A 14,378-nucleotide genomic window follows, 5' to 3' on the forward strand; every position below is an offset into this window, starting at 1 on the left:
ATCTCCCGGGTCATTGCCCAATCTGTCTGGCGAAGTTCACTTCTCGAACGGACGCCGCGGGCAGGGTAAGCGCGTCGCCCGCGCTCACGCTCACTCCCACGCCGTAGGCGGACTCGAGCAGCCGCAGCCGCTGCAGGCCGGGGCTGCGGTCGAACACATCCTGCATCTCGCGTGGCGGTCCGACGGCGAGAACCTCGTACGGGCTGCTGATCGGTTGATTGTCGACCAAAATACCCCCGCCCGCCTGGCGGACCGTCACATTGGGTCCGATCCGGACACCGCCCACAGACAACGCCTCGGCGCCGCTCACCGACAACGAGTTGACCACCAGCTGCAGGTCTCGGTCCAGGATGATCTGCTGGCTGCCCGGCAGCCGCTCCTTGGACACGTCGCTGAGGTCGGCCTCCTCGCTGACGCCCGGGTCGGTCACGGTGATGGTCAATCCCGGACCGGTGACCGGGGTGGCCGCGGCGGCGATGTTGGCCTGGTCGAGTTGGGCGAGCAGCCGCTGGCCGAGGGCATCGCCTTCCAGGCGGCTGCGGCGTTCGGCATCCACTTCGGTGGCCAGCGCATCGCGACGGGCGGACAGTTCGCTGACGGTGCTGTCGGCCGCGCGCACACTGCCGGCGAGGGCCTGCTGGGTGGCCTGCATTCCCGGGGCGGTCTCGCGGGCCTGGGCCATCGCGACGGCGAACACCGTCACCAGCAGCGCCGCACCGGCCACCTGCCACGCCCAGGCCTGCCACCATGGGCGCACCCGGCCTGCCGCCCTGGCCTCGGCCGCCGCGGCGTAACCCGGGTCGAGGTGGTCGGTCAGCAGCGAGCGCAGCAGCGACGGCACGGGGATCAGCGTCGGCCGGTCGGCCGCATGCGCATTCCGGCCCGCCTCGAGGTCGTAGCCGCCGAGCGCGCTCATCTGTGCCCTCGGCTCTTCGCGCGAGCGCTCATCGGGTTCCTCGGCTCTTCGCGCGAGCGCTCATCGGGTTCCTCGGCTCTTCGCGCGAGCGCTCATCGCGGCCACCTTGGGCATGTGCCGCATCACCAGCCCCACCTGCAGCAGGTACAGCACGCCCGACCACAGGTACATCGCCAGCCCCCAGATGAGGAAGGCCCAGCCACACGCCAGGATCACCCGGCTCCACAACGCGTCCCACTGCCCCAACAGGATCAGCGGGAGCCCGGACATCAGCGCGAACGTGGCCGCCTTGCCGATGTAGGTGACCGGCAGCGCGGTCAACCCGCGACTGCGCAGCAGAGGCAGCGTGGCGGCCAGCACCGCGTCGCGGCCCACCAACGTCACCACGGTCCACCAGGGCAGCGAGCCGTGAACCGCCATCGCCACCGGAACCACGATCATGTAGATGCGGTCGACGAGCGGGTCGAGCAACTCCCCCAGTCGCGAGGATTGGTTGTCGACCAGGCGCGCGATCTTGCCGTCGGCCCAGTCGGAGAACCCGCTGAACATCAGCACCGCCACCGCCCATGCGTTGGCGTCGGCGACCAGGAGCAGCCACAGGAAGACCGGGATCAGCACCAAGCGCACCACGCTCAGCACGTTGGGCACGGTCAGCACCCGGTCCCGGGCGGGGCCCGGCTCGTCCGGCGGCGGCGAAGGCGCCCGACGATGCGCCTCGGTCATGGGCTAAACCTAGCGGAACACACCCGGCAGGCTCAGCGCCGACAACGAGTCGTCGGCGAGCGGGTTGTCATGGACCATGTAGGTCCAGGTCGACGTCGGCCGGGCGAGCTTGGACAGGTCGATGCCCGGCTCGTCCTCGATCGACTGCGCGGTCTCGAAGGTCTGCTGGGCCGCCTCGATCGCGTCGGCGGCCAGCGACGCGAACGCGTCGACGGCCATCCGGTGGAACTCGTCGATCGGGGTCTGGTTGCCCAGCGCGCGCAGGTGGATGCTCTCCCGGATGTCGGCGAGGTAGGCCAGGTGATCGGCCCAACCGCGGTCCAGGTGGTAGAGCATGATCAGCCGGCAGACCTTTTCCAGCTTGTCCTCGCCGAGCCGCTCCGCGACCTCCTCGTAGCGCTTCGGTGACCGTTCGGCCAGTTCCTCGCGCGCCGTCGGCGTGCGCAGCAGCGTGTTCCGGCGTTCGACGATGATGGCGCGCTGCTGGGCGATCAGCTGGTTGTAGCGCCAGTTGTTGGCGTGGATGTCGAGCATGCGGCCCTCGGCGATGCGTTGCGCGTGGTCCAGCAGGCCCGCGGCCTTGCGGTTGACGACGCGGCCGTCCTCCTTCTCCGGGTCGGTGTCCATCGGCAGCTTGTTCGGCTCAAGGTGGGCGGTGACCACGTCGTCCTCCCAGCTGGCGAAGAAGACCGACGAGCCCGGGTCGCCCTGGCGTCCGGCGCGCCCACGCAGCTGGTTGTCCAGGCGCTGGGTGTGGTGGCGGCCGGTGCCGATGACGTGCAGCCCGCCGAGTTCGGCGACCTCTTTCTTTCTGGCGTCGTGATCGCTTACGTCGGACCCGCCCAGCCGGATGTCGGTGCCCCGCCCGGCCATCTGGGTGGACACCGTGACGCTGCCCAGCTTGCCGGCCTCCGCGATCACCGCGGCCTCCTCGGCGTCGTTCTTGGCGTTCAGGACGACGGCGGGCACGCCGGCCTTGACCAGCCTCTCGTGCAGTTCCTCCGATTCGGCGACGTCTCGGGTGCCGACGAGCACGGGTTGGCGCGTCTCGTGGACGGTCCTGATGTGCTCGACGATTGCGTCGTTTCGGGCGGCGGCGGTGACGTAGACCCGGTCGGGTTCGTCCTCGCGGATGTTGGGCTTGTTCGGCTCGATCGGCGAGACCCCGAGCTTGTAGAACTGGCGCAGCTGCTCACCGGCGGCCAGCGCGGTGCCGGTCATGCCGCAGACGGTCGGATAGCGGTTGATCAGCGCCTGCACGGTGATGGTGTCGAGCACCTCACCGGTCTCGGTGGTCTCGATGCCCTCCTTCGCCTCCACGGCGGCCTGCAGCCCGTCGGGCCAGCGCTGCAGCTGGGCGATGCGGCCGCGGGAGGCGTTGATCAGGTGGACGGCGTCGTCGCGGACGATGTAGTGCACGTCCCGTTGCAGCAGGACGTGCGCGTGCAGCGCCACGTTGATCTCGGTGAGCGTGGTCGCGACGTGCTCCTCGGAGTACAGGTCGATGCCGCCGAGTTTGGCCTCGACCTTCTGCGCACCGGTCTCGGTCAGGTGCACGTTGCGGGCGTCGGTGTCGGTGTCGAAGTCCACACCCGGGGTCAGTTCGCCGACCATTCGGATGAGCTCGATCTTGGGCGTCTCGCGGTGGCTCGTGCCGGCCAGCACCAGCGGCACCAGCGCCTCGTCGACGAGCACCGAGTCGGCCTCGTCGATGAGCGCGACGTCCGGGTTCGGCGATACGAGGTCGGCCACGTCGGTGACGAGCTGATCGCGCAGCACGTCGAAGCCGATCTCGTTGACCGAGGCGTACGTGATGTCGCATTCGTAGGCCGCGCGACGCTCGTCGGCCGTGGACTTCTCGGTGATCCAGCCGACCGTGAGTCCCAGCGCCTCGAGCAGCGGGCCCATCCACTCGGCGTCCCGGCGGGCGAGGTAGTCGTTGATGGTGATGACGTGCACGCTCCGGCCGCCGAGCGCGTAGCCGGCCGCGGCGATCGCGCCGGACAGCGTCTTGCCCTCACCGGTGGCCATCTCGACGACGTCACCGGCGAGCATGCGCAGCGCGCCGAGCAGCTGGACATCGAAGGGCCGCAGCGTCGTTGTCCGTTCGGCGGCTTCTCGCGCGATGGCCAGGAACTGCGGGATGTCGATCGACTCGGCCAGGTCGTCGAGGTTGAGCAGCTCGGCGGCCTTGCGCAGCTGTTCGTCGTCGAGCGCGGCGGCCTTCTCTTCGAATTCCGCCGAACTGTGCACCTGCGCCATCGAGTGCGCCTGGTCCCGGTCGGTGCTGGCGCCGAGCATCCGCCAGAACCGATTGCTGACACGACCTGAGGCTCGGGTCTTGGTCTTCGCCACACAATCAAGGTACGCGGCCCCGGCCCGCCGCCCGCTAGGCGAGGTTGGAGCGACGGGGGTAGGCCACCGTCGGGTCGGTCAGCGCATTGACGACTGCGGGCAGGCCCGACGAGAACGCGCGATCCAGTGCGGGCCGCAGTTCGGCGGGCGCCGACACCAACTCGCCGTGCCCGCCGAGCGCCGCGACGACTTCGTCGTAGCGGGTGCCCGGCCGTAGTTCGGCGACGACGGAGTAGCCGTAGATCGCCTCCATCGGGTGCTTCTCCAGCGCCCAGATGCCGTTGTTGCCGATCACCGACACCACCTGAACGTCGTGGCGTACCAACGTGTCCCATTCCATCCCGGAGAACCCGAACGCCCCGTCGCCCTGCAGCAGAACCACCTGCCGATGCGGCAGGGCCAGCTTGGCCGCCAGGGCGTAACCCGGCCCCGACCCGAGGCAGCCGAACGGCCCGCTGTCCAGCCACGCCCCCGGCACGTAACTGTCGATCACTCGGCCTGCATACGAGCCGAAGTCGCCGGCGTCGATCACCACGATGGCGTCGCGGTCCAGCATCGCGCTCAGTTCCGCATACACCCGCATGGGATGCAGCGGCATGCGGTCGTCGCCCAGCTCGTCGGCCTCGGCCGCCCGCGCTGAGGTCTCCACCGCGCGCAACGCCGCGATCCACGCCTCGTGATCAGGCCCCGACGCGGTCGACAGCGCCGCCAACGTCGTTGTCAGGTCCCCGTACAGGGCGGCGGCCACCGTGCGCGGATGGGGGCGCTGCTGCGGGACGCGGTCGACGGCGATCAGCGTCGTGTCGGGCCCGAACACTCCACCGAAGCCGAGGCGAAAGTCCATCGGCACCCCGATCACGACGGCGACGTCGGCCTCCTTCAACGCCTTCGATCGGGCCCGGGAGAACGCGAGCTGATGGTCGGCGGGAACCGTGCCGCGCGCCATGCCGTTCATCAGCACCGGAATGCGTAGGGCCTCTGCGAGTTCCAGCAGGGCGGCCTCGGCATGGCCCCACCACACGTTGGTGCCCCCCATCACGACGGGCCGCTCGGCCTGTGAGAGCAGTCGCAGCGCGGTTTCGAGTGCATCGCCGTCGGCCTGCCGCACCGCCGGCGGCTCGGTCAACGCTCCGGGGGCACCGGCGTCGGCGGCCTCGCTGAAGACGTGGTCCATCGGGAAGTCGACGAACGCCACCCCGGAGATTCCGTCCGCCGCTCCGACCGACGCCCGCAACGCGTCGTCGACCAGCTTGCCCGCCGCGTCCGGGGAATCCGCGGTGGCCGCGAACCGGCACAGCGGCGCCACGAACGGGACATGGTCGATCTCCTGCAACGAGCCCTGACCCCACCGCAGTGCAGGCGCGCGGCCGCCGAGCACCACGAGCGGCGACTGGTTCTGCTGGGCGGCGGCCATCGCGCTCATACCGTTGGTGACGCCGGGGCCCGCGGTCAGCGCGGCCACCCCGGGCAGGCGGGTCACCTTGGACCATCCCTCGGCGGCGAAGGCGGCGGTCTGCTCGTGCCGGGTGTCGATGAGCCGGATGTTCTCGGCGCGGCACCCGTCGTAGATCGAGAACAGGTGGCCACCCGAGAGTGTGAAGACCGTGTCGATGCCGCTGGCCCGCAGCCGCCGGGCGATCAGATGTCCCGCATTGACCCGGTCTGTATCCGCAGCATCGAGGCTCATGGGGGGAGCATAATCAGCCGTGGTCGGTGACCAGGAGATCGAAGTCGGCGAGGGCCGATCGTGGCTGCACGGACTCGCCGTCGGCGGTTGAGACGGTCGCGGCGCCGACCGCAGGTTGTCGCGGTACCTTGCCCGCATGGATGAGGGAATGTTCGTCCCGACGCTGGACTGGAGCAGCGAGCTCCTGGACTCGTTGAGGTGGATCGCCCAGGCCTGGGCGATCGCGGCGATCTGCACGGTGGCGGTGCTGGTGCTGATCATGAGGCGCACCGAATGGGGCAGGCAGTTCTGGCGCATCACCGGCGACTACTTCAAGGGCCCGGAGAGCGTCAAGGTGTGGCTGTGGCTGGCGGTGATCCTGCTGTCGGTGATCGTCGGCGTTCGCCTCTCGGTCCTGTTCAGCTACCAGGGCAACGACATGATGACGAGTTTCCAGGTGGTCGCGGCCGGCATCGGCAACGACGACGACCTCGTCAAGGCCTCCGGCAGGGACGGCTTCTGGCTCTCGATGCTGGTCTTCGCGGTGCTGGCGGTGCTGCACGTCTCGCGGATCATGCTGGATCTGTTCATCACCCAGCGGTTCATGCTGGCGTGGCGGATCTGGCTGACCGACCGCCTCACCGGAGACTGGCTCGACGGCAAGGCCTATTACCGGGGCCGGTTCATCGACCAGACCATCGACAACCCCGATCAGCGCATTCAGCAGGACATCGACATCTTCACCGCCGGGGTCGGCGGCCTGCCCAACACCCCGAACAACACCTCCACCGCGACGCTGCTGTTCGGGGCGGTCAACGCGATCGTCTCGATGATCTCGTTCACGGCGATCCTGTGGAACCTGTCGGGCACGCTCACCCTGCCGGTGCTCGGAACCGAAGTGCCCAAGGCCATGTTCTGGATCCTGATCGGGTATGTGCTCTTCGCGACGGTCGTCGCGTTCTGGGTCGGCAGACCGATCATCGGGCTGGCCTTCAACAACGAGAAGTTCAACGCGGCGTTCCGGTACGCGCTGGTGCGGCTTCGCGACGCCGCCGAGGCGGTTGCGTTCTACCGCGGTGAGGCGGCCGAGCGCAGCGGGTTGCGCAAGCTGTTCGTCCCGGTGGTGTCCAACTACAAGCGCTACATCAACCGGATGATGGGCTTCTACGGCTGGAACCTGTCGATGGACCAGATCATCGTGGTGCCGCCGTATCTGTTGCAGTTCCCCCGGTTCTTCAGCGGCGAAATCACGCTGGGTGCGATGAGCCAGACGGCGTCGGCGTTCGGCAACATCGAGCAGGGACTGTCCTTCTTCCGCAACGTCTATGACCAGTTCGCCGGCTACCGGGCGGCGATAATCCGGCTGCACGGGCTGGTCGTCGCCAACGACGAGGGCCGCGCGCTTCCGGAGATCACCACCACGCCGTGCGCCGACGGCACCGTGGCGCTGTCCGACATCGAGGTCCGCACGCCGGACGGGCGGCAGCTCATCAATCCCCTCGACCTGCGGCTGGAGGTCGGCGACACCATGGTGGTCACCGGTGCGTCCGGCGTCGGCAAGACCACATTGTTGCGCAGCCTCGCCGAGCTGTGGCCCTACACGTCCGGCACGTTGACGCGGCCGTGCGGCGACAACGAGACGATGTTCCTGTCGCAGCTTCCGTATGTGCCGCTCGGTGATCTGCGCGCCGTGGTCAGCTACCCCAACCAGGAGGGCGCCGTCGCCGACCAGACGCTGGAGCGCACCCTGGAGGCGGTGGCACTGCCGCATTTGGTCGGGCGGCTCGACGAGGTGCAGGACTGGGCCAAGGTGCTCTCACCCGGTGAGCAACAGCGCATCGCGTTCGCCCGGATCCTGCTCACCGAACCCAAGGCGGTGTTCCTCGACGAGTCCACCTCCGCGCTCGACGAGGGCGTCGAGTTCCTGCTGTATCAGCTGGTGCGCACCCGGCTGCCCGACACCATCCTGGTCAGCGTCAGCCATCGAAAGACCGTCGAGCAGCACCACACGCACGAGCTGGAGCTGCTCGGCGACGGAGACTGGCGGTTCAGCCGCATCGAGGGCAGCGAGCCGGCCCTGGTCTAGCGATGTGCGGCGGCGTGCGCGCCTGCGCGCCTGCCGAAGAACGACCCTTCGCCGAGCTGGGTTCCACTGGCGTACCCCTTGCCGTCCTGAGCGATGTTCGACGCGCAGGCGCCGGCGGCGTAGAGCCCGGGCACGGCTGCGCCGTCCTCGCGCAGCACCTCGCCGTCGATCGAGACCGCCAGTCCGCCCATGGTGAACCCGCTGTACATCGCCCGGCCCAGTGACAGGTCGAACACCGCGTACGGTCCCTTGTCCTGCGCGGCAACATATTCGGGCTGCTTGTGGAAGTCCGGATCGTCTCCTCGCGCCGCGTAGTCGTTGTACCGCTTCAGCGTGGCCACCAGGTTGCCCTGCGGAATGCCAAGTGCCGCTTCGGCTTCCTCGATGGTCTCGAAGCCGTCCAGGAATTTGATCAACGGCATCTCGGGCATCTCCATGTGCGCCTCGTCGACGATCAGATACGCCGTCTGATCGGGTTGTTCGAGGACGAAGGCCGAGGTGCGCGAATGGTAGGAGTCTTCGGCGACGAAGCGTTTGCCGTCCTTGTTGACGATGATTCCGGTGAGCAGGATCTCCGGTGGATAGGCCGCGGCCGTGATGAACAACTGATCCATGTTCGTGGCGACCCCGCCCGCCGACATGCCCAGCCGGATGCCAAGGCCGTCGTCGTTGGGGTTGCCGAGGATGTAGGGCTCGACCTCGCCGTGGTGCTTGGTCTTCCGCTTGTGGCCCAATGCCGGTGTGTACTCGGCGACCATGTCGGCATTCATGGCGAATCCGCCCGCGGCGATGATGACCGACTTGGCTCTGATCGCCCCGGTCTCGCCGAAGTGCTTCCACTGCACGCCCACGACGCGGCCGTCGTCGACGACCAGGTTCGTGGCGCCGGTCTCGTATCGGATCTGCACCCCGAGGTCGGCGGCGCGCTTGACCAAGAGGTCGATCACCATCGCGGCGCCGCCCAGTTCTCCGGGCACCGGGACGGAGTGGCCGCGCGGGGCCGGCTTGGCCTGCTCGCAGAACGGCCACACCTTCTCGTTGCCGGTGTAGGACAGGCCCTCGGTGCCGGGCGGAACCACCACCTTGCCGGGATAGAAGCTGCGCTCGAACTGGAAGCCGAGCGCCTCCAGCCAATCGAAGTGCTCGACGCTGCCCTCGCAGTACGCCCGGATCTTGTCGTGCTCGGGCTCGCGCGACATCGCGACCAGGTACTTGTACATCTCGTCGGGGCTGTCGTCGTGGCCGGTGGCCGTCTGCACGGCGGTGCCGCCGCCGAGATAGAAGTGACCGCCGGCCATCGATGTGGTGCCGCCCGCGTCGGCGGCCTTCTCTAGCACCAGCACCCGGGCGCCGGCCGCAGCGGCGCTGACCGCCGCGCATCCGCCGGCGATGCCGAATCCGAGCACCACCACGTCGGTTTCGTCGGACCAGGACGTCACTTCGGCCGCTGCCACGGTGTCGGGAATGTCGGTCTTCACGTCTGCTCCTGTTTCACGTACTCGAAGAATGCCTTGATCTCATCGGGGATGTAAGCGATCTCGACATAGGGCACCCCGGCCGCCGGCGCCGCGACATAGGCGAACCGCATACCGCCGGGCATCTGCCCCTGTGCGACGACCGACATCCCTGCGTTTTCGACGTCGACCAACGCCGCGTCGAACGCCTCTACGTCCGACTTCTCCACGCAGATGTGGTGCAGGCCGGGCCCGCAGGCTTCGAGGAACTCGCTGTAGAGGCTGGCTCCCGACATCGGCGCGATGAGCTCGAGTTGCGTCTCCCCGGCATAGCTCAACGAGATGGTCGCGACGAAGTCCGCCGGTTCGCCGCGAAACGTGCAGGCGTCCGGCGCGAAGTGCACGTCGGGCATACGCACCCATCTCTTCGCGCCCAACAGCGCGCTGAGCACCTTCTCGGTCGCATCGAGGTCCCGCGTCACCCACGCAATTTGGACAGGTGTCTGGGCATGCATCGCGTCGAGGATATCGTCGGCCCGCCGCCTTGGCTAGAACGTGTTCTAGTTATTCCTCGCCGTAGTACGCCGCCAGGCACCGATCGGCCGACCCGCGCGCCGATTCCGAGTCCTCACCCGAAGCGACGTGGGCGGTGTACCACGCCTCGCCCGAGAGTTTCAGGAAACGGCGGCCCTCTTCGGTGGTGGTCCATTCCTGCCCCTCCGCGGGGTCGACGCCCTGTCCGGAGGCCAGGTTCAGCGCCAGGCCGAGCAGCATGGAGTCCCACCCGATGCCGGTGGCGCCGGGGCCGAACCGGCGCCAGGTCTCGTCGTCCACCTGCGCGATGTGCTCGATGACCAGCCGCGCCCGCTCAGCGTCTTCGGCGATGACGCTGACGTCGATCCAGCTGACGCTGCCGCCCGATTCCCAGGTCGCGGTGAAATTCTTCGGCGGATCGCAGGTCAGCACCGTCCCGTTGGCGTGACCCTGCAGTTGGTAGGAACCGCCGACCTCGAGGTCGCCGGACACGGGCAGGAACCACCGCGCGATGCGGTCGGCCGTGGTGACCGCTTCCCACAGATCGTCCTGGTCGGTGTCGTAGGCCTGGCTGATGGTGACGACGTGCGCCTCCCCCGACTCGATCGCCCGCGTTCCGACGGTGCGCCGCACCGCGTTGATCTGATGGTCGACATCGATGTCTTTCATGGTGCCTTCCTTCGTCGTTCCCGTTTTCCGCGGGCGATCTCGGTGCCCAGCGCGTTCAGATGCGGGGTCCAGAAGCGACGGAACCGGTCGAGCCACTGGTCGACGTCGCGTAGCGCAGCCCCGTTGACGGCGTAGAGTCGCCGCTGGCCCTCCGGTCGTACGGTGGTGAAGCCGTTGTCGCGCAACACTTTCAGATGTTGTGATACCGCCGGCTGCGTGACTGCGAACTCGGTCTGGATGGCTTCGCCGATCGCGCCCGCCGACAACTCGCCCTCGACGAGCAGTTCGAGGATGCGGCGGCGCACCGGGTCGCCCAGGACGTCGAACGCGTGCACGGACTAAAGATAAAGGCGTAACTTATATAAGTCAAGGCTTCAATAAGTGAGCCACCGGGGTTGAGTCTCCGGCGCGACGTCTCGAACTCGACGGGCGCTAGGGGACGCTGATCGGAGGGGCCACGGAGGACGCCGCGGAGATGACGTCCTCTCGGGCCTGCTGGCTGGCCGCCTGCCAGGACACCGCCGCGGGGAACCGGCCCCAGGTGCTGTTGAACATGCCGATGATCGCGGCCCGCCCGTCGGGTGTGAACACGTACACCGGGCCTCCGGAGTCACCCTTCTGGCTGACCACGCCGTTGGCCATGGTGAACCAGCCGTTGTTGACGGCTTCCACGGTGCCGCAGCTCTCGCCGGTGACGACTCCGAAGTGACAGACCGGCTGACCCGGCGTCGGCGCCACGGTCGGGTCGGACACCAGCACCCTGCCGCCCGGCAGGACGTTGTTGATCATGACGTCGGGGGCCAGGGTGATCGCCATCCAGTCGGCGATCTGGTGGTTGGTGTCGATCGTCGCACCGTTGGGTGTGTTGTCGCGGAAGACGGTCTGCATCCCGACGAGGTTGCCGGCCTTGTCGTGCACGGGACCGCTGCCGCGGCAGTGACCGGCCGTGAAAGCGACCCGCGCCCCCGGATCGACATAGCCCAGGGTGCAGACGTTGGTGTCCTGGCGGATCTCCATGCCGGGAAACACCGGCACGCCCGGGGCGGGCTGCGCAGGCGCGGCGAGGAGCGTGAGGGCGCCGATCGGGGCGATCGCTGCTGCCAGTGGGCGTAACCATCGACGGCGCACTGTCGCCTCCGTTCTACGGGTCAGGGTTGACACGGTACCGGCGTGTCGCGGAGCCCAATACCGGAGCGACAGAATTACAATCCGCCCGACTCGGAGAACCACTCGACGATGGTGCCGTCACTAGCCCATCGGTCAAGGTCTCGGGAGCGTTACGAAACGGGTACGGCTAGGAGTCGAAGCCCAATCCCAGAGCGTTCGACGAGGTCGGGGTCGTCGCCGGCATCGAACAATGTCTTCACGTGGCGGACCCTACGTGGCCGGCGGCGCGGACGTCGACGATCTGCGCCGGGGTCGGCGTCGGCCGCCGGTGAAGCGGGTCAGCACCGGCCCGACGATCGCCATGACGAAGACGTACGGCATGGCGACGGCGCTGACCTGCGGGATCGACAGACCGACCAGTCCGATGATGACGAGCGAGAACTCCCCGCGCGCAATCAGCGCGGTTCCGGCGCGCAGTTGGCCCGGACGCCCTACCCCGTCCCGGCGGGCGGCGAACACGCCGGTCGCCACCTTGGTCGCGCCGCTGACCACCGCCAGCGCCAAGGCGGCGGGCAACATCGGTACCAGGTCGGCCGGGTCGACCGCATAGCCGATGGCCAGGAAGAAGACCGCGGCGAACAGGTCGCGCAGCGGGCTGAGCACCGCGCGGGCGCGATCGGCGGCGTCGCCGGTCAGCGTCAGGCCGACTAGGAAGGCGCCGACCGCGGCCGAGGCGTGCACGAACTCGGCAAGGGCCGCCACGATCAACGTCAGCCCCAGGATGCGGAGCAACAGCTGCTCGTTGTCCGGATGGGCCACGAGCCGGCCGACGTGGTGGCCCCACCGGTACGACGCCAGGAAGGCGACGACCAGGGCCGCCACGGCGATCGCCATCCCCAGCAGGGCCTGTACGAGCGTGCCGCCGGCGGCGAGGACCGCCAGCAGCGGCAGATAAGCGGCCATCGCGAAGTCCTCCAGCACGAGGATCGACAGCACGGCCGGCGTCTCGCGGTTGCCGAGGCGGCGCAGGTCGGCGAGCAGCCGGGCGATGACTCCGGACGACGAGATCCAGGTGACACCGGCCAGCGCGAGGATTCCGACTCCGTTGAGACCCAGCAGCACTCCGGCCAGCGCGCCGGGCGACGCGTTGAGCACGAAGTCCACCCAGGCGGACGGCATGTGTCGGCGCAGGCTGCTGGCGAACTCGGTGATCGAGAACTCCAACCCCAAGGTCAGCAGCAGGAGCACGACGCCGATCGAGGCGCCGGTGCGCATGAACTCCCCCGCCGCGGGGATCGGTGCGAATCCCCCGTTTCCCAGCGCGAGGCCGACCAGCAAATACAACGGAATCGGCGAGAGTGCGAACCGGCGCGCCACGGTGCCCAGCACGGTGAGCACAGTGAGGATGACGCCGAGCTCGAGAAGCAGCGCCGTCGAGATCGGCACCGCCTCAACCCCGGGTCACGAGGTCTTCGACACCCGCCAGGCCCTGCTCGGTCCCGATCACCACCAGCACATCACCGGCCCGGAGCAGATCGGTCGGGCCGGGCGAGGCCAGCACCGTCTCGTCGCGCACGATCGCCACGATCGAGGCACCGGTGCGGGTCCGGGCACGGGTGTCGCCGAGCGGGCGGTCGACGAACGGGCTGTCCGGCGGCAGGGCCACCTGACCGGCGTTCAGGCCCGGCACCTCGCGGGTGAGGTCGGCGAACCGCTCGGCGATGCGCGGTGCGCCCAGGATCTGCGCCAGCGCCTCGGCCTCCTCCTGTGACAGCCGGAAGACGTCCTGCGCCTGGTCGGGATCGTCTCGCGGATACACCACGAACTCGAAGTCGCCGGTGCGTCTGGCGACCACGCCGATGCGGTCGCCGTCGCGGTTCTCGAACTCGTAGCGCAACCCGACGCCGGGCAGCAGTACCTCTTTGACGTCCATGCCTACATCTTGCGGCGTCGGCTGCGGTGTCAGACGGGCACTTGGGCCGATTGCCCGGCCGCGGTTCGCTGCGGCGCCGGCTGCCAGCCCGGCGGGCCGAAGAGATAGCCCAGCTTGTCCCGCCATCGCGGCGCCCGGCGCACGTCGCGCGCCATCGCGACGTACTCGTGCGTCTGCAGCGTCCGGATGTTGTAGGTGTCCACCTGCTTGGTCAGCCCGTAGTGCGGCCGGACCGTCTCGGCGGCGAAGCTGCCGAACAGCCGGTCCCACACGATGAGGATGCCGCCGTAGTTCTTGTCGAGGTACTGCTGGTCCATACCGTGATGCACCCGGTGGTGCGACGGCGTGTTGAAAACGAATTCGATTGGCCCCCAGAGTTTTCCGATCCGCTCGGTATGAATCCAGAACTGGTAGACGAGGTTGATCGAGAAGCTGGCGAACACGATCCACGGCGGCACGCCGAACAGCGGCAGCAGCGCGCGCAGGAACACATCGCCGCTGATGTTCCACTTCTGCCGCAGCGCGGTGGCGAAGTTGAAGTACTGGCTCGAGTGGTGCGCCTGGTGGGTGGCCCAGACGAGCCGGACCCGGTGGGCCATTCGGTGGTACAGATAGTAGAGCAAATCGACGCCGACGATCGCGATGACCCAGGTGTACCAGGCACCGGCGGGTAGTTGCCACGGCGCGACGTAGACATACAGCGCGGCATAGCCCAGCAGTGCGACGAAGTTGAGCAGGCCGCTGGTGCCGATGGACACCACGCCCATCCAGATGCTGGCCCAGGCATCGGCGCGCAGGTAGCCCCCGGCAGGTGCGCGCTCGGCTGCTTCGTCGTGCGCGAGCTTGCGGGCGGCGGCCCATTCGATGACGAGCAGCAGCAGGAAGAAGGGCACCGCGAAGACGACGGGATCGTGCATCAGGGGTGGCAGCACGTG

At 68.4% G+C, this 14,378-nt stretch carries 13 protein-coding genes; 1 reads left to right on the top strand and 12 read right to left on the bottom strand.

The features are described 5' to 3' along the window. Positions 1 to 10 precede the first annotated feature (10 nt). The 4 genes from K3G64_RS20500 to K3G64_RS20515 all read right to left on the bottom strand — a co-directional run bounded on the left by K3G64_RS20500 (position 11) and on the right by K3G64_RS20515 (position 5,681). Complete coding sequence (locus tag K3G64_RS20500; RefSeq protein ID WP_238886938.1) at positions 11 to 916, bottom strand: DUF881 domain-containing protein; 906 nt, start codon at positions 914 to 916, stop codon at positions 11 to 13. Positions 917 to 976: 60 nt separating this feature from the next. Continuing rightward, positions 977 to 1,639, bottom strand: a complete 663-nt coding sequence (locus tag K3G64_RS20505) for a CDP-alcohol phosphatidyltransferase family protein (protein WP_238886940.1) — start codon at positions 1,637 to 1,639, stop codon at positions 977 to 979. 9 nt (positions 1,640 to 1,648) lie between these two features. Further along, a complete protein-coding gene (secA2, locus tag K3G64_RS20510; RefSeq protein WP_238950869.1) occupies positions 1,649 to 3,940 on the bottom strand; it encodes an accessory Sec system translocase SecA2 in 2,292 nt (763 codons plus the stop codon). 88 nt (positions 3,941 to 4,028) lie between these two features. After that, positions 4,029 to 5,681: an acetolactate synthase gene (locus tag K3G64_RS20515; protein WP_238886942.1), complete on the bottom strand. Its 1,653-nt coding sequence runs from the start codon at positions 5,679 to 5,681 to the stop codon at positions 4,029 to 4,031. 148 nt (positions 5,682 to 5,829) lie between these two features. On the opposite strand from K3G64_RS20515, the gene K3G64_RS20520 reads away from it, so the two are divergent. Further along, on the top strand, positions 5,830 to 7,746 hold the full coding sequence (locus K3G64_RS20520) for an ABC transporter ATP-binding protein/permease (protein ID WP_305071295.1): 1,917 nt from the start codon (positions 5,830 to 5,832) through the stop codon (positions 7,744 to 7,746). Here the strand turns inward: K3G64_RS20520 and K3G64_RS20525 are convergent. From K3G64_RS20525 to K3G64_RS20560, 8 genes are all read right to left on the bottom strand, one after another. Next, entirely contained in the window at positions 7,743 to 9,224 is a 1,482-nt protein-coding gene (locus tag K3G64_RS20525) for an FAD-binding protein (protein ID WP_238886946.1), read from the bottom strand. The genes K3G64_RS20520 and K3G64_RS20525 overlap by 4 nt on opposite strands. Then, positions 9,221 to 9,715 (bottom strand): VOC family protein, encoded by a 495-nt coding sequence (locus tag K3G64_RS20530; protein WP_238886953.1) that lies wholly within the window; start codon positions 9,713 to 9,715, stop codon positions 9,221 to 9,223. Before K3G64_RS20530 ends, K3G64_RS20525 begins: the two co-directional genes overlap by 4 nt. A gap of 49 nt (positions 9,716 to 9,764) precedes the next feature. Then, entirely contained in the window at positions 9,765 to 10,403 is a 639-nt protein-coding gene (locus K3G64_RS20535) for an SRPBCC family protein (protein ID WP_238886956.1), read from the bottom strand. Next, entirely contained in the window at positions 10,400 to 10,738 is a 339-nt protein-coding gene (locus K3G64_RS20540) for an ArsR/SmtB family transcription factor (RefSeq protein ID WP_238886957.1), read from the bottom strand. Before K3G64_RS20540 ends, K3G64_RS20535 begins: the two co-directional genes overlap by 4 nt. 97 nt (positions 10,739 to 10,835) lie before the next feature. Further along, positions 10,836 to 11,531: an Rv1815 family serine proteinase gene (locus K3G64_RS20545; protein ID WP_238886958.1), complete on the bottom strand. Its 696-nt coding sequence runs from the start codon at positions 11,529 to 11,531 to the stop codon at positions 10,836 to 10,838. Between the two features lie 249 nt (positions 11,532 to 11,780). Then, positions 11,781 to 12,956, bottom strand: a complete 1,176-nt coding sequence (locus K3G64_RS20550; protein ID WP_238886959.1) for a cation:proton antiporter — start codon at positions 12,954 to 12,956, stop codon at positions 11,781 to 11,783. A 4-nt stretch (positions 12,957 to 12,960) separates the two neighbouring features. Continuing rightward, positions 12,961 to 13,443 (bottom strand): cation:proton antiporter regulatory subunit, encoded by a 483-nt coding sequence (locus K3G64_RS20555; RefSeq protein WP_238886960.1) that lies wholly within the window; start codon positions 13,441 to 13,443, stop codon positions 12,961 to 12,963. A 29-nt stretch (positions 13,444 to 13,472) separates the two neighbouring features. Further along, the gene (locus tag K3G64_RS20560) at positions 13,473 to 14,360 is read right to left on the bottom strand and encodes a sterol desaturase family protein (RefSeq protein WP_370647235.1); all 888 of its coding nucleotides are present in this window, start codon (positions 14,358 to 14,360) and stop codon (positions 13,473 to 13,475) included. Positions 14,361 to 14,378 lie beyond the last annotated feature (18 nt).

Source organism: Mycobacterium sp. IDR2000157661 (assembly GCF_022317005.1).
Classification (GTDB): domain Bacteria; phylum Actinomycetota; class Actinomycetes; order Mycobacteriales; family Mycobacteriaceae; genus Mycobacterium.

What these genes read in the sequence shown, in the direction of transcription:
- K3G64_RS20500 (WP_238886938.1), bottom strand. Translation starts at nt 916, where the DNA reads ATGAGCGCGCTCGGCGGCTACGACCTCGAGGCGGGCCGGAATGCGCAT.
- K3G64_RS20505 (WP_238886940.1), bottom strand. Translation starts at nt 1,639, where the DNA reads ATGACCGAGGCGCATCGTCGGGCGCCTTCGCCGCCGCCGGACGAGCCG.
- secA2 (WP_238950869.1), bottom strand. Translation starts at nt 3,940, where the DNA reads ATGCTCGGCGCCAGCACCGACCGGGACCAGGCGCACTCGATGGCGCAG.
- K3G64_RS20515 (WP_238886942.1), bottom strand. Translation starts at nt 5,681, where the DNA reads ATGAGCCTCGATGCTGCGGATACAGACCGGGTCAATGCGGGACATCTG.
- K3G64_RS20520 (WP_305071295.1), top strand. Translation starts at nt 5,830, where the DNA reads ATGTTCGTCCCGACGCTGGACTGGAGCAGCGAGCTCCTGGACTCGTTG.
- K3G64_RS20530 (WP_238886953.1), bottom strand. Translation starts at nt 9,715, where the DNA reads ATGCATGCCCAGACACCTGTCCAAATTGCGTGGGTGACGCGGGACCTC.
- K3G64_RS20535 (WP_238886956.1), bottom strand. Translation starts at nt 10,403, where the DNA reads ATGAAAGACATCGATGTCGACCATCAGATCAACGCGGTGCGGCGCACC.
- K3G64_RS20555 (WP_238886960.1), bottom strand. Translation starts at nt 13,443, where the DNA reads ATGGACGTCAAAGAGGTACTGCTGCCCGGCGTCGGGTTGCGCTACGAG.
- K3G64_RS20560 (WP_370647235.1), bottom strand. Translation starts at nt 14,360, where the DNA reads ATGCACGATCCCGTCGTCTTCGCGGTGCCCTTCTTCCTGCTGCTGCTC.